The sequence below is a fragment of the Prevotella merdae genome (assembly GCF_900290275.1).
Classification (GTDB): domain Bacteria; phylum Bacteroidota; class Bacteroidia; order Bacteroidales; family Bacteroidaceae; genus Prevotella; species Prevotella merdae.
The window spans coordinates 450,206-469,071 of the sequence record NZ_LT985323.1 but is presented as its reverse complement, the minus strand read 5'-3'; the positions used below and the strand labels follow the sequence as shown (position 1 = coordinate 469,071).

Below are 18,866 nucleotides of genomic sequence, written 5' to 3'. Positions count from 1 at the left end.
GGGAGTATTATCCCCACCTTATTATATATTAGAAGCCAACCTGTAGTCCGAACGACACTGATGAAGAGTGTGGATAAGCCCAGTTGGAATTCTCTGGGTCGGATATGGTGAAGCTGTTGCTCTTCCATGTGAAGAGGTTCTGACCTGAAACATATACACGAGCCGATGTCATGTTGAGCTTCTTCAGCAATGAGTCGCTGAAGTTGTAGCCTACTTGCAGTGAGCGAAGCTTCATCCAGTTGCCATGCTCTACGAAGTATGATGATGCACGTCCCTCGTCGCCCGTATTGTTGGTTGTGAGCGCAGGAATTGTTGACGATGTGTTGTCTTGGGTCCATGCTCCAAGCAGGCGGTTGCCCTTGTTGCTTCCAGCGTCTGTTATGCTCCAGAAGTCTGTCTGGAATTTCTGATTGTTGTATACGTCTACACCGCACACGCCCTGGAAGAACATTGAGAGGTCGAAGTTCTTATATCCAAGCGACACGTTCAAGCCCCAGTTGAAATTAGGTACAGGATTATAAATCCAAGTTTGGTCGTTGGCATCAATAGAGCCATTACCATCAAGGTCGGCATACTTAAGTCCGCCTATACGGGCATTAGGCTGACCTGAGGCAAGTACCTCTTCGCGACTTTGGAAAAGTCCGTCAACAACGTATCCCACTATAGAGCCATAAGGCTTCTTTGACTGTACAAGGTTCTCCTTCATTGTATGTGCATACGAACCTGTGGTTGTAGAAGGTAGGTATGTAACCTTGTTGCGGAAGAAGTCGATATTGGCAGATACGTCATAGCGTAGACCATACTTTGTAGTATGACGATAGCCAACGTTAGCCTCCATACCTATATTGCGCAGTGATGGACCATTCGACCAACTTGCACCACCCTCACCCATTGCACCGAGATATGCGGGTGATATGAGCATATCCTTTACATCTTTAATATAAGCATCGACAGTTCCGTAGAGTTCCTGGTTGAACAAAGAGAAGTCGGCACCAACGTTATATTGTATTGTGGTTTCCCATTTCAGGTTGTCGTTGGCTGTCTGTGTGGCGCGGAAGCCTGATGGGAAAATGCCAGTGCCTTGACGGTAGAGGTCGTATGCGGTAGATGTTACACGGTCAGAGCCATAATCGGCAACATACAAGCCGTAGAGCGCTGTGTTGGATATTTCTTGGTTACCAGTCTTACCCCATGATGCACGAATCTTAAGATCGTCTATCCATGATGCCTTGAGGTTCTTCGAAAGACGATAGCCAAGTGTAGCAGCGGGGAAGTTACCATAACGGTTGTTCTTGCCAAAACGTGAGCTACCGTCACGACGTATGGTGAATGATGCGAGAACAAGGTCTTGCCAGTTGTAGTCAACCTTTCCGAAGAATGATGCCAATGTGTATCCAGAACCAATACCTGTTGCTCTCTCAATACCAGTTGCGGCATCTGGCCACATATAGTCCTTGTCTTCAATTGCGAATGTTTGTGCATATGCTCCCATATCCTCTACAGTCTGCTTGTGCAACTCCATACCAGCAAGCACCGTGAAGTCGTGGTCGCGTGCTATCTTGAAGTTGTAGTTGGCTGTATTACTCCATGTCCAACGCACGTCATCGTGGGCAGAGAGTGTGGTGCTCGGAATATCATTGTTCACAATGTCCGACTTGAAGGTGTGGCTCATTGAGTGAATGAACGAGTGATAGTAGTCGAGACCGAAGTTTGAGCGGAGCATAAGACCCTTGAGCGGTTTTACGTCAACGTAAGCATTACCGAAAACACGCCATATCTTCAAGGCATTATCGCGGTTCATATACATCTCGCGCAAAGGGTTCTGACGGTCGCTCATGCCACCAACCGGACCTCCGAATGTTGTTCCATCTTCTTCGTACACGGGTACGGTAGGTGACATCTTCAGTGCATTCTCCATAGGAGCGCAATCAACTTGCTTTGAGTAGGTGACAGTTGCATTCTCGCCTACACTTACTATCTTGTTAACATTGTATGTAGAGTTGAATCGTGCTGAGAAGTTCTCGAAGTTGGAGTATTTTAATATACCGTCGTTCTTCTTGTATCCGGCAGACAAGAGTCCGGTAAACTTGTCTGTAGCTCCAGAAAGGGAGAGGTCGTAGCTCTGCATAAAGCCAGTGCGTGATATCTCGTCAAGCCAATCGGTATCCGATATACGCATTGTTTTCTTGGCATTGATGTAACCATCGTATATACCATTGACAGTATATGTGTTATAGTTACCAGTAGAAGGGTCGTATGCCTTGATAGTGCGTCCGCTGGATGCGTTGAGATCGAGACCATAGTTACGGGCATAAGCCACAGGGTCGATGCCATCGTTGAGGGCAGCTTGTGCCATAGCTGTAGCATACTCGCGTGTATTGCAGAGCTTCATCATCGACTGCGAGTTGTAGAATTGTGCAGTGAGGTTTGTCGAGAAGTCTACATTGAGTTTGCTGCCCTTCTTGCCTTTTTTGGTGGTAATAATAATTACACCATTGGCAGCACGTGAGCCATATATTGATGCAGATGCGGCATCCTTGAGTACTTGCATACTCTCAATGTCGTTCATGTTGAGCGAGTTGAGGGCTGTAGTTGTAGGCACTCCATCAATAACAAACAATGGATCTTGTGAAGAGTTGAATGAGCCAATACCACGTATACGAACAGTACCAGTGCCAATAGGCGAACCGTCGGTAGTGATAGTCATGCCTGGCACCTTGCCTTGCAAAGAGCGCATAGGGTCGGTATCTGCTGACGATTTTAGGTCTTTTGTGCTTACTACTGATACAGAACCAGTCAAGTCGGCCTTACGCTGCACTTGATAACCAGTTACAACTACTTCGCCCAATACCTCAGAGTTGTCTTGGAGCACAATCTTAAGATTCTCGCCTGCTTTTACCTCCTGATCCTTACATCCTATATAAGAAATGATAAGGGTTTCGCCGGGTTTTACATTGAGTTTGAAGTTACCGTCAATATCGGTAACAGTGCCCATATTTGAGGAACCCTTAACTTTAACTGATGCACCAATGATAGGCTCACCCGTGTTGTCGGTCACCGTTCCGTTGATGCCGTTGGTCTGAGCATAAATGCTAGAACCGGCAAGCATGAGCATACTTACTAAAGCTACTTTTGCTTTCTTCATAAGATATACGTTTTTTGTTTTGGTTTAAGTTTTTATTTGTTCTCTATTATACCTAATAAAGGTTTTTAGCTTAACAAGAACTGCGTTGTTGAGGCAGCGTCTTGTTTACGATTGCAAAGTTAGAGAATAAAATAAAAGTGATATTTCATGAATCGTTCACAAAATATCACTCATGTTACATGCAACAATCGTTGACAGTATAGTCAAAAATGTTGAGTTTTTTCTTTTTTGTTACGTAAAATTAAACCTTCATTTCCTCTCTTACATCCGTTGGATACTTGTCATACTGCTTTTTGAAGCATGACGAGAAGTAGCCTGGAGTGGCAAATCCCACTTCGTTGGCTATTTCTGATACTGTCTTGTCGGTTGTCTTTAGCAGCTGCATGGCTCGTTTCAGTCTTGTTTCGCGCAGTATCTCTATAGGAGTCATGCCCGTGAGGGCTTTAACCTTGCGGTAGAGCTGAACGCGTGAGAGTCCTATTTCGTCGCCTATAACCTCTATCTTGAGGTTGGTGTTGCTCATGTGCTTATCCATAGCCTTGAGGAAGGTGTCAAGGAATCTGCGGTCGGGCGAAATGGATGTTGAATGTTGCGCTCGGCTTTTGCCGCTTGCCAGAGCAAGAATTGTCGGTAACTCCGATGAGGAATTTTGAGTTTTGAACAATTGGCGTAGTTTCTGGCGATTGGCAAGTAGCGAGGCTATGTTGGCAAGAAGCAGTTCGGCACTGAACGGTTTTGTCATATACATGTCGGCTCCAGTCTGCAATCCTTCGATATATTGTTGCTCGCTGCTGCGTGCAGTAAGCAGAAGCACTGGAATGTGGCTTGTTGCCTCATGCTGCTTAAGGCGTGTACAGAAAGTAAGTCCGTCCATTACTGGCATCATCACGTCCGACACCACTATGTCGGGCACACTCTCTACGGCAAGTTTAAGTCCGCTCTGTCCGTCGGCAGCCTCTATTACATAGTAGCGGTCGAGTAGTAGAGTGCGCAGATAGGCACGCATGTCGGCATTGTCATCCACGATAAGCACTGTAGCGAGTTCGTCGGCATTGTTATTTACAAGAATGTCATGACGACAGTCTTGTACTGACTTGCGGCTTGCTGTTAGTTGCTCATTAGTAGTTGCGGTCGTGTCGTCAACAGTAGCGCGGTTCTCGCGACGGAACAAAAGTACGTCACTTATAAGTCTTTGTAGTTGTCCCACATTGCGTTGAATAATGTCGATGAGTTGTTGTTTGTCACCTTTGCCTTCGGCAAGTTGGTTTATGGGTCCGGCTATAAGTGTAAGTGGAGTGCGCAACTGGTGTGATGCGTTTGTAAAGAAACGTGTCTGTTCGTCATTCAACTCACGCATACGACGGTTAGCACGACGTGTGACCTTTACGGCACGCCATGTGGTTGCAACAGCCACTGCCAATAGCAGTATTACGAGGAATGCCACGATGAGTAGTGAGCGCTGGATGTGATAGAAACCGAGATAAGTCTCGAGTTTCGACTGTATTGTTGCAAGATATTGGTTCTGTTTCATCAATGAGTTGCTGCTCAGCGATATGTCTGCAACATTTTGAGGCGTTACAACAAAGCTCTTCATGTTGTTCACACGTTCAAAGGGTTTTCCTTCAAGTATACGCAAGGCAAGAGCTATAACTTCCTCGCCATGAGTAGGATATATGTATGATGCAGAGAGTTGTCCTTTTTGCACAGCGTCTATACCCTCGCCAGGTAGTCCGTCAATACCAATGAAATGAATGTCGCGTTCCTTATGAAATTTTTTGGCAGCCTCATAGGCACCAATAGCTGCAAGGTCGCTATGGCAAAACACTACATCTACGGTCTTGCCTTCTTTTAGCCATTCTTGCATGATGCGCTTGCAATCGTCATACGACCACTTGCTTGGCACATGATGGTAGTCGATATCTGAATAACGGCTAATGGCTTCGCTGAAACCTTTATGTCGTTGTGCGGCAGGTGATATCTCAAGCGGTCCTGTCATCTCTAATACTATAGGTTGTCGTCCTTCCGTCTTTACACTATCGCGACATAGCATTGCTGCGTATTCCGCCATCTTGCGTCCTGCCTCAATGTTGTCGCCGCCTATATAGGCTGTATAGTCTTTCATGGCTGTAGTACGGTCGAAGAAAATTATAGGAATGTTCTTGTCGCGGGCATGTTGCAAACTTCCATTCAGAGCATGATAGTCGTTTGGCGAAACCACAAGCAGGTCGACACCCTCGTTGATGAGGCTGTCTATTTGAAGACATTGCCGCTCGTTTCTGTTGTCGGCATTCTTAATGATCACTTTTACGTCGGTGTCGTATAGATGTTGTGCAGAAAGCATCTCAATGTTGGCTTTCTCGCGCCAGCGTCCACCCACACATTGCGATACACCTATCTTATATTTATAGTTGCTGGTGCAACCAGTGGCGAGTATAAGCACTGCCAACATTATAAATAATGTGTTGTAAGTTTTGGTTTTCATATGTAAATGTTAGGTTTTATATGTTTTCAATGGCAAAGTTACAGAAAAATCTTATATCCTGTAGTTAAAAAAAATGACTATTCGTTTAAGTATTGTTTCATTACGTAATTCTTGTAAGTTTAGGAAACATAAATAACATTCACATTATGATATAAAACGTACCTTTGCAGCAGAAATCAACTATCTACAGCTCACGCTATTTTTGGATAATTCTAAAAACCTATATAAAAATATGAAAAAGAATTTATTCAGCCGTACAGCGGCAACATCGTTTGTATTGGGGCTTGCAATGGCTGCCTCGGCACAACAGGCTAATTTCCTTAGCAACAACCACTGCATCTACCGTGTAGACAACTCACAGAAAGTGCTTCTTCTGCCGGTGCAAGAGAAGGCAGAGATATGTAATATAAAGGTGATTGACGGCAACAGTCAGGTGAAGGCATTCAACATCCGTCTCGCTTCAAACCACATCGACTATTATGTGCCGCTCTACATCAGCGAGTACAAGAACAGCAAGAACATCTCTCTCGACATTCATGTCAATGGCACCTATCGTAACGATGGTGGTGTTTCGAGCTTTACATGCTGGAAGAACATGAAGTATGCCGACTCATACGACATGACAAATACAGAGCAGTATCGTCCCGTCTATCATCACACTCCAGCTTATGGATGGATGAACGATCCTAACGGTATGTTCTATAAGGATGGTGTATGGCATCTTTACTACCAGTTTAATCCCTATGGCTCGCAATGGGAGAACATGACATGGGGACATTCCACATCTACCGACCTTATGCACTGGAAGTTTGAGGGCAAGGCTGTTGAACCTGATGCTTGGGGTACAATATTCTCTGGTTCGGCTGTAGTAGACCATAACAATACTGCCGGATTTGGCAATGGTTCTGTTGTGGCTATGTATACATCGGCAGGCGAGAACCAGACACAGAGCCTTGCTTACAGCACCGACAATGGAAAGACTTTTACAAAATATGCTGGCAACCCTGTGATTACGAGCAACACACCCGACTTCCGCGACCCTCACATGTTCTGGAATGAGGATATAAAGAAGTGGAACATGATTCTTGCTGAGGGACAGCATATGAATATCTATACGTCTGACAATCTGAAGGAATGGACTCTTGAGAGTCAGTTTGGTGCTGAGTATGGCAATCATGGTGGTGTATGGGAATGTCCTGACCTTATGAAGATGAAGGTACGCGGTACCGACAAGTACAAATGGATGCTTATTTGTAACATTAATCCTGGAGGCCCATTCGGTGGTTCGGCTACACAATACTTTGTTGGCGACTTTGACGGAAAGAAGTTTACATGCGACACCAAGCCTGAGGTAACAAAATGGATGGATTATGGCAAGGACCATTATGCTACTGTTACATTTGATAACGCTCCTGATGGACGACGTGTAGCTATGGCATGGATGAGCAATTGGCAATATGCCAACCAGGTGCCAACAATGCAGTATCGTTCGGGCAACTCTATACCACGCGATCTTGACCTTTACGAATACAATGGCGATATATATTGCGGTGTAACTCCATCGCCTGAACTAACTGCCGCACGTGCAAAGAAAGCTACGAAGAATCTGACAGAGACTTGTGAGGTAGTGGTTTCGCTTAAGGGCAGCGCCACACTTACATTGTCGAACGATAAGGGCGAGAAGGTGGTTATGGTATATGACGAGAAGAACAACACCTTTGCTATGGACCGCACAAATAGCGGACTGAAAGACTTTAGCGACGACTTTGCAGTTGTGACAAAAGCACCTGTACACGGAAAGATGTCGCAGTTGCGTCTGTTTATAGACAAGAGCAGCATCGAGGCTTTTGATGCTGAGGGCCGTATGGCAATGACCAACCTTGTGTTCCCTACCAAATCTTACAACAAGGTTACGCTTAAGGGCAAGGGCAAGTACGTGGTTTATAATCTTAAGTAAATCTATAAGAAAGTACGGCTCAAGGCCGTACTTTCTACAAATGTTACAATTATTGCTGAAATGTTGTATGATACGAATTTTGCAATCAGTTGTAACATAATTTATATTCTTTCTGCTTCATAACCGGTAACTTTGCAGCAGTGAAAATATCACAAAGCAACTAATAACTAAAATGTAAATACACAAATGAGCAATTCAAACTCAAGTAAACTCACACTTGTCCCAGTGATGATAACATTCTTCACTATGGGATTTGTCGACTTAGTCGGCTCAGTGTCGAACAACATGCAGGAAGACTTTGGACTTTCTGATTCGGCAGCCAACTTCTTTCCTTCGCTTGTATTCTTCTGGTTTCTTATATTCTCTGTGCCTACGGGCATGCTGATGAATAAGATTGGTCGTAAGAAGACAGTACTCCTCTCTATTGTGATAACAACATTGGCAGTGTTCCTGCCACTCTTCGATAGCTTTATGCCTACCAAAGAGAGCCAGCTTTGGCTTATGTACATATCATTCTCGCTCCTTGGTATAGGCAATGCCATTATGCAGACCTCAATCAACCCGTTGGTTACGATGCTTGTAAAGGGTCATTTGGCTTCAACACTTACCTTCGGACAGTTTGTTAAGGCGATAGCCTCGTTCATAGCTCCGCTTATAGCAGCATGGGGCGCAACAACAACAGCTCCTATCTTTGGATTGAGTTGGCGCATATTGTTCCTCTTGTTCTTTATTGTTGGTATGGTAGCTACACTATGGCTCGGTATGACTAACATTGAGGAAGAGCCTATTGAGGGCAAGGCATCTGGCTTTGTAGACTGTCTGAAGATGCTTGGATCGCCAATTATCCTTCTCTCGTTTATTGGTATCATGTGTCATGTTGGTATTGATGTAGGCACAAATGCTGTAGCTCCGAAGATTCTGTTTGAACGTCTTGGAGGTGCAGGCGACACACTTAGCCAGTTTGAGTATGCCACATCTATATACTTCGCATTCCGTACCTTGGGCTGCTTTACTGGTTCAATCCTTATGCGCAAGCTCAATATCCGCACATTCTTCACTATCATTGTGCTTATGATGGCATTGTCAATGGTGGGCTTTGTGTTTGGTACAGAGAAGTGGGAACTTTGGGCTGCCATCGCTCTTGTAGGATATGGCAACTCAAATGTGTTCTCTATCGTGTTCTCTCAGGCTATGCTTTCTGCACCAGAGAAGAAGAACGAGGTATCAGGTCTTATGATTATGGGCTTGTTCGGTGGCACAGTGTTCCCGCTCTTTATGGGCTTTGCAAGCGATGCCGCTAAAGAAGCAGGCTCACAGTATCCGCAGATATGGGCAGCAGCGGTAATGGCTGTAGGTGTAGTTTATCTGCTCTCTTATATTCCGAAAGTTAAACAGTAATACGAAAGTTAATCAATAAAAACAACTAATATAATGAATACTAAATATGTAGTAGGACTTGGTGAGGCACTCTGGGATGTGCTTCCTGAGGGAAAGAAATTAGGTGGCGCTCCTGCAAACTTTGCATTCCATGCAGGACAGTTCGGATTGAACTCTATCGCTGTTAGTGCACTTGGTGAGGATAAACTTGCTGATGAGACCATAGAGCAGCTTGAAGAGAAAAAACTACAGTATTGTATGCCGCGTGTACCTTATCCAACAGGTACTGTCCAGGTAACGCTTGACGATGAGGGTATACCGACATACGACATCAAGGAGAATGTGGCTTGGGATAATATTCCATTTAATGATGAGGTTAAGGCCATATCAGAGAACACACGTGCTGTATGCTGGGGCTCATTGGCACAGCGCAATGTAGTGAGCCGTGAGTCGATATACAAGTTCCTTGATTCAACTCCTAAGGACTGTATGAAGATATTCGACATCAACCTTCGTCAGAACTTCTACACCAAGGAGGTAATATGCGAGAGCATGAAGCGTTGCAATGTGCTTAAGATCAACGACGAGGAATTGGTACTTATCGGTCGTATGTTCGGTTATCCAGGTTTGGATATCGAGAACAAGTGCTGGCTTATCCTTGGCAAGTACAACCTTGATATGCTTGTATTGACTTGCGGAGTGAACGGCAGTTATGTATTTACACCAGGCTCTATGTCATTCCAGCCAACTCCTAAGGTAGAGGTTGCTGATACTGTTGGTGCAGGTGACTCGTTCACAGGTACATTCTGTGCCTCGATACTTGCTGGTATGCCGGTGACAGATGCGCATAAGCGAGCCGTACATGTAAGTGCATATGTTTGCACACAAAACGGAGCAATGCCGATATTGCCAGAGGAAGTGAAGAACGTTTAAGGTTATTTGTAATATATAAAGAAAAGGGCAATCGGATGATACTATCGCATCATCCAATTGCCCTTATTAAGTACCAATGGTACAACAATTTCTTCCTTGGTTTTATCCTTGAAACTTAGTACAAGGAATGCACTGCCTATATGGCGTGCAGTATCGGTTTTAGCTCCGGCTATATCTACAGACATAAGCCCCTCATGGTCGGTTTTCATCTGCCATACATACTGCTTGGCACTAACAATTAGTTGTTCGCGATAGCTGGCTGGTATGCTGTCTGGTCGGTAGAAAGCATCTACGTAGGCATCATACTTACCTTGTATAAGGTAGTCGTAATAGGCTTTGGCTGCGCGTCCGGCTATCTCTTCAGGCTTTGGCTCAATAGGTTTGCTGCATGAGGCAAAAGACAGGATGAAGAGAGTTAGGAGAAAGAAAAAAGAATTTCGCATTTCCTTTTTTTATTTATATAAAACGTAGGAGGCTATGGCTGCAATGCCATAGCCTCCTTATTATATATGTTTTACTTTTGTCGTATAAATACATTGATAGGACATCCGTGCATTGACCAGTTGTCGCGAATCTTGTTTTCGAGGAAGCGGCGATAAGGCTCCTTGATATACTGTGGCAAGTTTGCATAGAACACAAACGAAGGAATCTGTGTGTTAGGCAACTGTGTGCAGTACTTAATCTTGATGTACTTGCCCTTGGTTGATGGTGGCGGATAAGCCTCAATCAAGGGAAGCATAACTTCGTTGAGCTTAGATGTTCCTACATGTGCCTTGCGGTTGAGGTAAACTTGCTTGGCAGTCTCGAGCACCTTAAATATACGCTGCTTGGTAAGGGCAGATGCGAAGATTATAGGGAAGTCAACGAATGGAGCCATACGCTGACGTATAGCGTTTTCGAATGTCTTGATGACAGCCTGGTCCTTATTCTCAACAAGATCCCACTTGTTTACAACCACAACAAGCGACTTGTTATTGCGCTGTATAAGCTGGAATATGTTCATATCCTGAGCCTCTATTCCTCGTGTGGCATCAATCATAAGGATACATACATCCGAATTCTCGATGGCGCGGATAGAACGCATAACCGAATAGAACTCCAAATCCTCAGACACCTTGTTCTTGCGTCGGATACCAGCAGTATCTACAAGATAGAAGTCAAATCCGAACTTGTCGAAGCGTGTATAGATAGAGTCGCGTGTTGTACCTGCTATCTCTGTCACGATATTGCGGTCTTCGCCAATAAATGCATTGATAATAGAACTCTTGCCTGCATTAGGTCTACCTACCACGGCGAAACGTGGAATACCGTCCTCAACTTCGTCCTTAACGTCTGCCTTAAGCTTTGAGAGCACAAGGTCTAATAAGTCGCCAGTGCCGCTACCAGTTGCCGATGATATACATTGTGGTTCGCCAAGGCCCAATGAATAGAACTCGGCAGCATCGTAAATTTGGTCGTTGTTGTCGGTCTTGTTAGCCACGAGGATAACAGGAAGCTTAGTGCGTCGCAGAATCTGTGCTACATCTTCATCCCAGTCGGTAAGTCCAGTCTGAACATCAACGAGGAAGAGCACGAGGTCAGCCTCTTCTGTAGCCACGATAACCTGCTTGCGTATGGCATCCTCAAAGATGTCATCGCTCTTTACTACCCATCCACCAGTGTCTACAACAGAAAATTCACGTCCGTTCCATTCGCATTTACCATACTGACGATCGCGTGTAGTACCAGCTGTATCGCTTACGATAGCTTGACGTGTCTTGGTTAGACGGTTGAACAGTGTAGACTTTCCCACATTAGGGCGTCCCACTATTGCTACTAAATTTGCCATGTTTTGTTTAAATAAGTCATTTGTTCCCTCCCATCAACGGGCGGGATTGGATGTGGTCTCTGCATCCTTGTTAATACATTTTCCGAAGCTGACCAACTCCGGCCCTTGCCTCTCTGGCAAGAGTATCCCCTCTTTTCTATTCAGGGGATGCGACAGCTATGCTGTCGCATTTGGGAGTTTTGAGTTTTGAATTGTGAGTTGTTGCCTTCGGCAATTGTGAATTATGAGTTGTTCTGTTACGAATTCTTAACTCCTAATAGATTAATTCCTAATCGGCGTAGCCGATAATTCAAAATTCAAAACTCAAAATTCAAAACTCAAAATTCAAAACTCTTACTCCGGGTTATACCCAAAGTTATCCAACTCTCTCTTCGAGCTGCGCCAATCCTTATCAACCTTAACAAATGTGTGTAGATACACACTCTTGCCGAAGAATTTCTCAAGCGACTTGCGTGCCTCTGTCGACATCTTCTTCAAAGCTACGCCCTGATGTCCGATGATGATACCCTTTTGCGAGTCGCGCTCTACATAGATAACAGCATGGATGTCGATGTTGCGGTCGGTCTCCTTAAACGACTCCACCTTAACCTCAACCGAATAAGGAATCTCCTTATCATAGTAGAGTAGAATCTTCTCGCGTATAATCTCCGATACGAAGAAGCGGGCAGGCTTATCTGTCAGCTGGTCTTTGTCGAAGAATGGGGGAGAGTCGGGTAACAACTCCTTGATACGTCGCATAAGCATGTCGACACCAAACTTGTTCTTTGCAGATATTGGTAGAATCTCGGCATTAGGTAATAGCGTATGCCACTTCTCTACAGTATCGCCAAGAGTCTTCTGGTCGCTTTGGTCTATCTTGTTAATGAGCAAGAGCACAGGTATGGTCATCTTCTTAACCTTGTCAAGGAAGTCCATATTCTTCTCTGGGTTCTCCACAACATCAGTAACATATAGCAGTACATCGGCATCTTGAAGTGCAGATTCCGAGAAAGCGAGCATTGATTCCTGAAGCTTGTAGTTTGGTTTCAACACACCAGGTGTATCTGAGAATACTATCTGGGCATCGTCTTCATTGACAATACCCATGATACGATGGCGCGTTGTTTGCGCCTTGAATGTGGCAATACTTATACGCTCGCCAACAAGCTGATTCATCAGTGTCGACTTGCCTACATTAGGATTGCCAACTATGTTTACAAATCCTGCTTTGTGCATATATTCAAAAAAAGTACTTTATGCAAAGTTAGTTATTTTTTTACATATACATAATTATTAATAGCAAAAAGTTGAAATAATAGTGTGAAGTATGAGAAAAAAAAGATATATTTGCATATACATTACCTATAAAACTAAGAATGAGATATCTATATACAGCAATCGTAGCGCTTTTTGCACTGCTGTTGTCATCTAATGTTACAGCCCAGGAGTTCGACAATGTCAGTATTGCCGACGCCTCTTCCGTATGTTCTATTGCACAAGACGAACAAGGTATATTGTGGTTTGGCAGCGACAACGGACTCTACTCATATGATGGCTACCGCACTATACCACATAACATCGCTACAGATGGCTCGGCTGTCAACACACGCATCCATTCAATACATATGCAGCATAATAAACTGTATATGGCTACAGAGCGTGGACTTATTGTATACAATATAAGAAACGGACGCTATGAAGCGCAACCTGAGAAGGCAAAAGGCGATATTCGTGCCGTGACGTATTATGATGGTCGGCTGTGGTTTGGCGGAGCTCAAGGTCTGTTTAGCTGTAATATGCAGATGGGCGATATACGCATAGAGAGCAAGACATTGCATAATGTATACTCGCTGCTTGCCACAAAGTATGGTTTGCTTGTTGGTACAATATCAGGGTTAACACTATTTCGCCACGGCAAGGCAGCATTGCCTATACGCATAGGCAATGGAATGCAACCACTTGTCAACGCTCTTCTTAGTGACGGCAATGCCGTATGGATAGGAACCGAGGGTGCGCTATATAAATATGACGGAAAGCATCTCGAGGCTGTACCGGCATTATCGGGCAATTCGGTTAAGTCGCTATCTGCTTACGGCAACCTGATTTATGCCGGAACTGATAACGGACTATATACATACAACAAGCTTAACGGCACTATTGTATCGCATGCCTTACACGACTCGCGATCGCAACGTTCTATTGCCAACAATATTGTATGGGCAGTATTTACTGATTGTTGGGGTAACATATGGGCTGGAACCGATCAGGGTGTATCAGACATCAAACGATATAAGTTCTTCAATTATATTCCGCTTGGCGACATAACCCAAACGGGCGATGGTAACTGTCTTCACCTTATATACCGAAGCCCAGACGGACGTTTGTGGCTTGGCGGAACAAATGGACTTATAAGCTATAATGCCACAAAAGGTTTTATGCCTGACAATAATGGCGATGTAACGTGGTATCGTCAGAACTCGCCTACACATTATATGTCGCACAACCGTGTTAGACGTGTCTATTCTGACAGCAATGGTACGGTGATAATATGTACCGACCATGGACTTAACATATACAATCCTGTTACACGACAGATGCGAAACATTGTCGTTACCGACCATTCTAACCGTTATAACACGGCATGGGCTTATGATATTGTGGACGACGGAAAGGGACGATACTGGATAAGCTCGTATATGGGTGGCGTATTTGTTATAGACAAGCATAAACTATTGACGGCAACAAATCCAACAATAATTGCCGATCGCCACTTTCTGAAGGAACTTCAAGGCATACATGTATGGCAACTTGTGACCGATGGACATGGATATGTGTGGGCACGAATGTACGACAGCGGATTAGACCGTATCAATATTAACACATTGCATGTGGAGCATATTGTTGGCAAAGATCAAAACGTAAACAACATATGCACCGATAATAATGGCAATGTGTGGGCTGCAATGCAAGGCGAGATAAGACGTTTTGGAGCCAACGGAAAGTCAGAGAGTTTCTGCATTGAGGGCTATACAGATGGTGCCATGCTGTGCGAGGTAGAAGGCAATATATGGATATTTATGGGGCAAGACTGCTGTATACTTAATCCGAAAGGCACGTCTACATGCTTCTCTATTCCTGGATTCCGACCGCTTGCAGTATGGTACGATCGTACTTCACGTCATGTGTTGCTTGGAGGCAACGATGCTATAGTTGCTGTTCCTACAGAAAACATTCATAATCTACAACCCAAGACCAAGCGTCCGCAATTCCTTTTGTCGGCTCTGATGGTTGATGGCAAACCATATATATCCGAATATGGAGCGCCTACTTATCTGTCTGAGATAACACTTACGGCTCGACAGAACAATCTATCGTTCATGTTGTCCGACCTTCCAATGTCGGGTAAACAACCGCGTATGTATGCTTACCGACTTGAGGGTGTTGACCATCAATGGCAGTATATGCACGGAGAGCGACAGGAAATAAACTATAGCGCGTTGCCTTCGGGCAAGTACACACTTGAAGTGCGCGAGGTTGATGGCTTGGGCAAGGCCGAAGGTATGGTTTATCAATTGCATGTAACGATTCTTCCACCGTGGTATCTCTCGTTATGGGCAAAGTTGCTGTATCTGATTATAGTTATGGCATTGATAGCATGGGCGGTAAACTTCTATATGATACGTCGACGTCTACGTGAGGAGCGCGAAGCCAAGCAGCAAGTTATGCAAGAATCAGCGGCTCGTTCGGCTTTCTTCGACAATTTGTCCAGACAACTTAAGCAACCACTTGGCTCATTGTTCGGCTCTATACTTGGTATGCTTCATGATGAGAACGACACCAATAACGTGCGCCTTCTTGAAAAGATGCGCCGTGATGTTGTAAATATGAACTCGTTGGTGTATAAGGCTCTCGATGTACAGACCATATCTAATAACGATAAGCCTGCAATGATAACTGTAGACATAGCCGACTTCTGTAGGCGTGCAGTAGATGATGCCCGACAAAGATATGGCAAGTCACTTGACATAGAATATCACACTGATGCGCCAACGGCATTTGTATGTATTGATGTGGTTGGTATGCAATCTGTGTTAGACGAACTGATAGTCTTTGCCGCCGACAACCATAATGCCGACATGCCAATATCTGTTAGCGTAAGCTCAGCCGAAGGCAAAACATCGGTAGGTATATGCATACCCGGTATGATTATAGCTAAGGCCGACATGCCGTTTGTATTCAACCGCTACTTCCATGTAACAGGTTCCAAGCAGCAAGCAGGTGGCAACACCCTTGCCATAATACACGAGTATGCCGAGCATAACAGTGGACATGCCATGGTAGAAAGCGATGATAAAGGTACTGTAGTTAATATTGCATTTGCCACGGTGCAGACATCAACGGCACACAATGCATCTGTATCGGATACAACAGTTGCAACACAAACACCCGACATCGACAGTGCCGATGCACGTTTGCTTGCCAAGATAACCGAAACTGTTGAGGCTCATGTGGCCGATTCCGATTTCAATGTTACACGTTTGCAGGAAACCTTAGGACTTGGTTCTAAGTTGCTGTACCGTAAGGTTAAGCAGATGACGGGCAAGACACCGGTTGAGTTTATACGCCAGATACGTATGCAGCGAGCTGCCATATTGTTAAGAGAGGGCAGGTTCTCTGTATCCGAAGTGATGTACATGGTAGGATTCTCCAACTCGAGTTACTTCTCCAAGTGTTTCCAAAAAGCTTATGGCATAACACCAACAGCATGGAGCACAGCCAAGCATTAGTTCATATAACAAACTTTTCTATTCGTTGAATATTTTTCTATACTATATATAATATGCGTACATTTGCTTCATCTAAAACGACAAAGATGAATTACCGCAAGGAACATTTCATTTATACATTGATGTGGATATTGATATATATATCTCCAGTGATGGGGTTATATATGCGAATGTCATCCAATCCACATATCGAGTTCTCATGGTACGAGATATTCAGTGCATGGAAATTCTATACTGTATGGCTTGTTTTGTTTGCCGTACACAACTTTCTGCTTGCCCCTTTGCTCATCCTAAAACGACGCACCATATTATATGTTGTACTTAGCTTTACTGTTGTAGCTGTGGCAATGGTTACGCTGTGGTTTATGCGTCCCGAGTTTCATCACCACCGATTGCCTCGATATAGCAGGCACGAAAGGGTGTTATACCGAGACAATATACCAGACTTTAGACCTGAAGATGAACCCGAAGAGATGTTTGATGATGCATCTAAAGAACAAGCTAAAGGTCAGCGTTATCCTCGTCGATTTTCATATCTGCGACCTTACGAGCCTTTCCCTTTCTTAGGACCTGGCGAACTTGTAACTGCCTTTGGTGGAATATTGCTTATTGGTATGAATCTTGGTGTTAAGTTATATTTCAAGTCGCAAGAAGACTCCAAACTTATGGCGCAGATAGACAAGCACAACCTGGAGCGTCAATTGGAGTATCTTAAGTATCAGGTCAATCCACACTTCTTTATGAATACGCTCAACAATATTCATGCTCTTGTGGACATCGACCCTGAACGTGCCAAGACCACCATAGTGGAGCTTTCTAAGATGATGCGGTATATCTTGTACGAGGGAAGCAATAGGTTAATACCATTGCCACGCGAGGTACAATTCCTCAACAATTATGTGCAACTCATGAGATTGCGTTATACAGATAAGGTAAGCATCCGTCTGTCGGCACCAAGCAATCTACCCGATAAGATGATACCTCCACTGTTGCTCATCATGTTCGTGGAAAACGCCTTCAAGCATGGTATAAGCTATCTTACCGAGTCGTTTGTATACATAACAATAGATGTGAAGGACGACCGTCTGAAGTTTGTATGCAGCAATAGTAAGCAACAGCTTACGGTGAAAGAGAAGAAAGAAGGTGGTATGGGATTGGTGAATGTGCGCCGTCGACTCGACCTTCTGTTTCATGATACATACACACTCAATATCGAAGATGGTGAGAGCGAGTATGAGGTAAGTCTAGACTTACCACTAACGTCACCCATCACTCAAGCTAATGGTAGACAACTGTCAACCGATATGCAAAACAATAACCAACAAAAACAGAATCTAAAATGATAAGAACACTCGTTATCGACGACGAGCCTCTTGCTTTGCAGCAGCTCGCCGCCTACACAGCAAAGATACCATTCCTTGAGCTTGTAGCACAATGTCTTAGTGCTATTGAGGCTCGTGAGATAATGGAGAAAGAACAGATAGACGCTTTGTTTGTTGATATCAATATGCCCGATATCAACGGCTTGGACTTTGTGCGCTCGCTTCAGGCACCTCCTATAGTTGTGTTCACTACAGCCTACTCCGAGTATGCGGTAGACGGATATAAGGTAGATGCCGTAGACTATCTGCTTAAACCATTTAGTTTAGACGATTTTCGCCGTGCTGCCCAACGTGTAAAGAAGCGTTACGAACTTGAGAATGTAATGCCATCGGTTGCACATACCGCTCCTATACAATCCGAGAACGAGGACGACACCATATTTTTTAAGACCGACCATCGTGTGGTAAGGGTCGATATCAATGACATAAGATACGTTGTAGGAATGGCAGAATACCTAAAAATACATCTTGATGGACAAAAGTCTTTAGTCGTACTTCTCAGTATGAAGAAGCTTGAAGAACGCTTGCCCGCCTATTTCTTGCGTATTCACCGCTCGTATATTGTCAATATGAAGAAGGTGATGGAGGTTACCAAGAACCGTATCGTTATGGATGCAGATACTTATCTGCCCGTTGGCGACATATATAAGGAGTCGTTATCGACATATCTTGCCGACAAGTATCTTGGCAGATAGTAGCAGAGGGATAGTGGGTCTTGTCCCAATCTTATTTGGGATGATTCCATACTATTCTTTAAAGTTGTCCTGTCCGTCAGTTTCTCCGTGCAGGGCTTCTTTAAACTTTTCCCAATCCTGATATCCCACAAGCAGCGAGATTTTATCAAGAATCTCACGCTTAGGTTTCTCTGTGCCCTTGATGTATTTAGACAATTTTTCGAGGGCAATCATCTTCTGCGGAATGAGCTCAAGTTTGTGCTCAGCCGCATCAAAAAGTTTCTTCAGTGCGTAATTCATAATTCACAACCTACTGATAATG

At 44.3% G+C, this 18,866-nt stretch carries 12 protein-coding genes; 6 read left to right on the top strand and 6 right to left on the bottom strand.

From position 1 onward, the window contains the following. Positions 1 to 28: 28 nt before the first annotated feature. A complete protein-coding gene (locus C9991_RS01900; protein WP_106810940.1) occupies positions 29 to 3,145 on the bottom strand; it encodes a SusC/RagA family TonB-linked outer membrane protein in 3,117 nt (1,038 codons plus the stop codon). A 241-nt stretch (positions 3,146 to 3,386) separates the two neighbouring features. Beyond that, a complete protein-coding gene (locus C9991_RS01895) occupies positions 3,387 to 5,627 on the bottom strand; it encodes a hybrid sensor histidine kinase/response regulator transcription factor (RefSeq protein ID WP_106810939.1) in 2,241 nt (746 codons plus the stop codon). Between the two features lie 232 nt (positions 5,628 to 5,859). Here C9991_RS01895 and C9991_RS01890 point away from each other — a divergent pair, with 232 nt between their 5' ends. The 3 genes from C9991_RS01890 to C9991_RS01880 all read left to right on the top strand — a co-directional run bounded on the left by C9991_RS01890 (position 5,860) and on the right by C9991_RS01880 (position 9,894). Further along, complete coding sequence (locus tag C9991_RS01890; RefSeq protein ID WP_106810938.1) at positions 5,860 to 7,584, top strand: glycoside hydrolase family 32 protein; 1,725 nt, start codon at positions 5,860 to 5,862, stop codon at positions 7,582 to 7,584. A gap of 186 nt (positions 7,585 to 7,770) precedes the next feature. Next, the gene (locus tag C9991_RS01885; RefSeq protein WP_106810937.1) at positions 7,771 to 8,982 is read left to right on the top strand and encodes an MFS transporter; all 1,212 of its coding nucleotides are present in this window, start codon (positions 7,771 to 7,773) and stop codon (positions 8,980 to 8,982) included. Positions 8,983 to 9,015: 33 nt separating this feature from the next. Further along, the gene (locus C9991_RS01880) at positions 9,016 to 9,894 is read left to right on the top strand and encodes a carbohydrate kinase family protein (RefSeq protein WP_106810936.1); all 879 of its coding nucleotides are present in this window, start codon (positions 9,016 to 9,018) and stop codon (positions 9,892 to 9,894) included. 41 nt (positions 9,895 to 9,935) lie between these two features. On the opposite strand, the gene C9991_RS01875 is transcribed toward C9991_RS01880, so the two are convergent. The 3 genes from C9991_RS01875 to era all read right to left on the bottom strand — a co-directional run bounded on the left by C9991_RS01875 (position 9,936) and on the right by era (position 12,937). Next, complete coding sequence (locus tag C9991_RS01875) at positions 9,936 to 10,337, bottom strand: hypothetical protein (RefSeq protein WP_106810935.1); 402 nt, start codon at positions 10,335 to 10,337, stop codon at positions 9,936 to 9,938. Positions 10,338 to 10,408: 71 nt separating this feature from the next. Next, on the bottom strand, positions 10,409 to 11,722 hold the full coding sequence (gene der / locus C9991_RS01870; protein WP_106810934.1) for a ribosome biogenesis GTPase Der: 1,314 nt from the start codon (positions 11,720 to 11,722) through the stop codon (positions 10,409 to 10,411). Positions 11,723 to 12,055: 333 nt separating this feature from the next. Beyond that, a complete protein-coding gene (era, locus tag C9991_RS01865; protein ID WP_106810933.1) occupies positions 12,056 to 12,937 on the bottom strand; it encodes a GTPase Era in 882 nt (293 codons plus the stop codon). A 140-nt stretch (positions 12,938 to 13,077) separates the two neighbouring features. Between era and C9991_RS01860 the strand changes: the two genes are divergently transcribed. The 3 genes from C9991_RS01860 (at position 13,078) to C9991_RS01850 (ending at position 18,565) form a co-directional block, all read left to right on the top strand. Further along, entirely contained in the window at positions 13,078 to 16,488 is a 3,411-nt protein-coding gene (locus C9991_RS01860; protein WP_106810932.1) for a helix-turn-helix domain-containing protein, read from the top strand. Between the two features lie 86 nt (positions 16,489 to 16,574). Continuing rightward, positions 16,575 to 17,831 (top strand): sensor histidine kinase, encoded by a 1,257-nt coding sequence (locus C9991_RS01855; RefSeq protein ID WP_232823223.1) that lies wholly within the window; start codon positions 16,575 to 16,577, stop codon positions 17,829 to 17,831. Beyond that, on the top strand, positions 17,828 to 18,565 hold the full coding sequence (locus tag C9991_RS01850) for a LytR/AlgR family response regulator transcription factor (protein WP_106810931.1): 738 nt from the start codon (positions 17,828 to 17,830) through the stop codon (positions 18,563 to 18,565). Before C9991_RS01855 ends, C9991_RS01850 begins: the two co-directional genes overlap by 4 nt. 51 nt (positions 18,566 to 18,616) lie before the next feature. On the opposite strand, the gene C9991_RS01845 is transcribed toward C9991_RS01850, so the two are convergent. Then, positions 18,617 to 18,844 (bottom strand): hypothetical protein, encoded by a 228-nt coding sequence (locus C9991_RS01845; RefSeq protein ID WP_106810930.1) that lies wholly within the window; start codon positions 18,842 to 18,844, stop codon positions 18,617 to 18,619. Between the last annotated feature and the right edge of the window lie 22 nt (positions 18,845 to 18,866).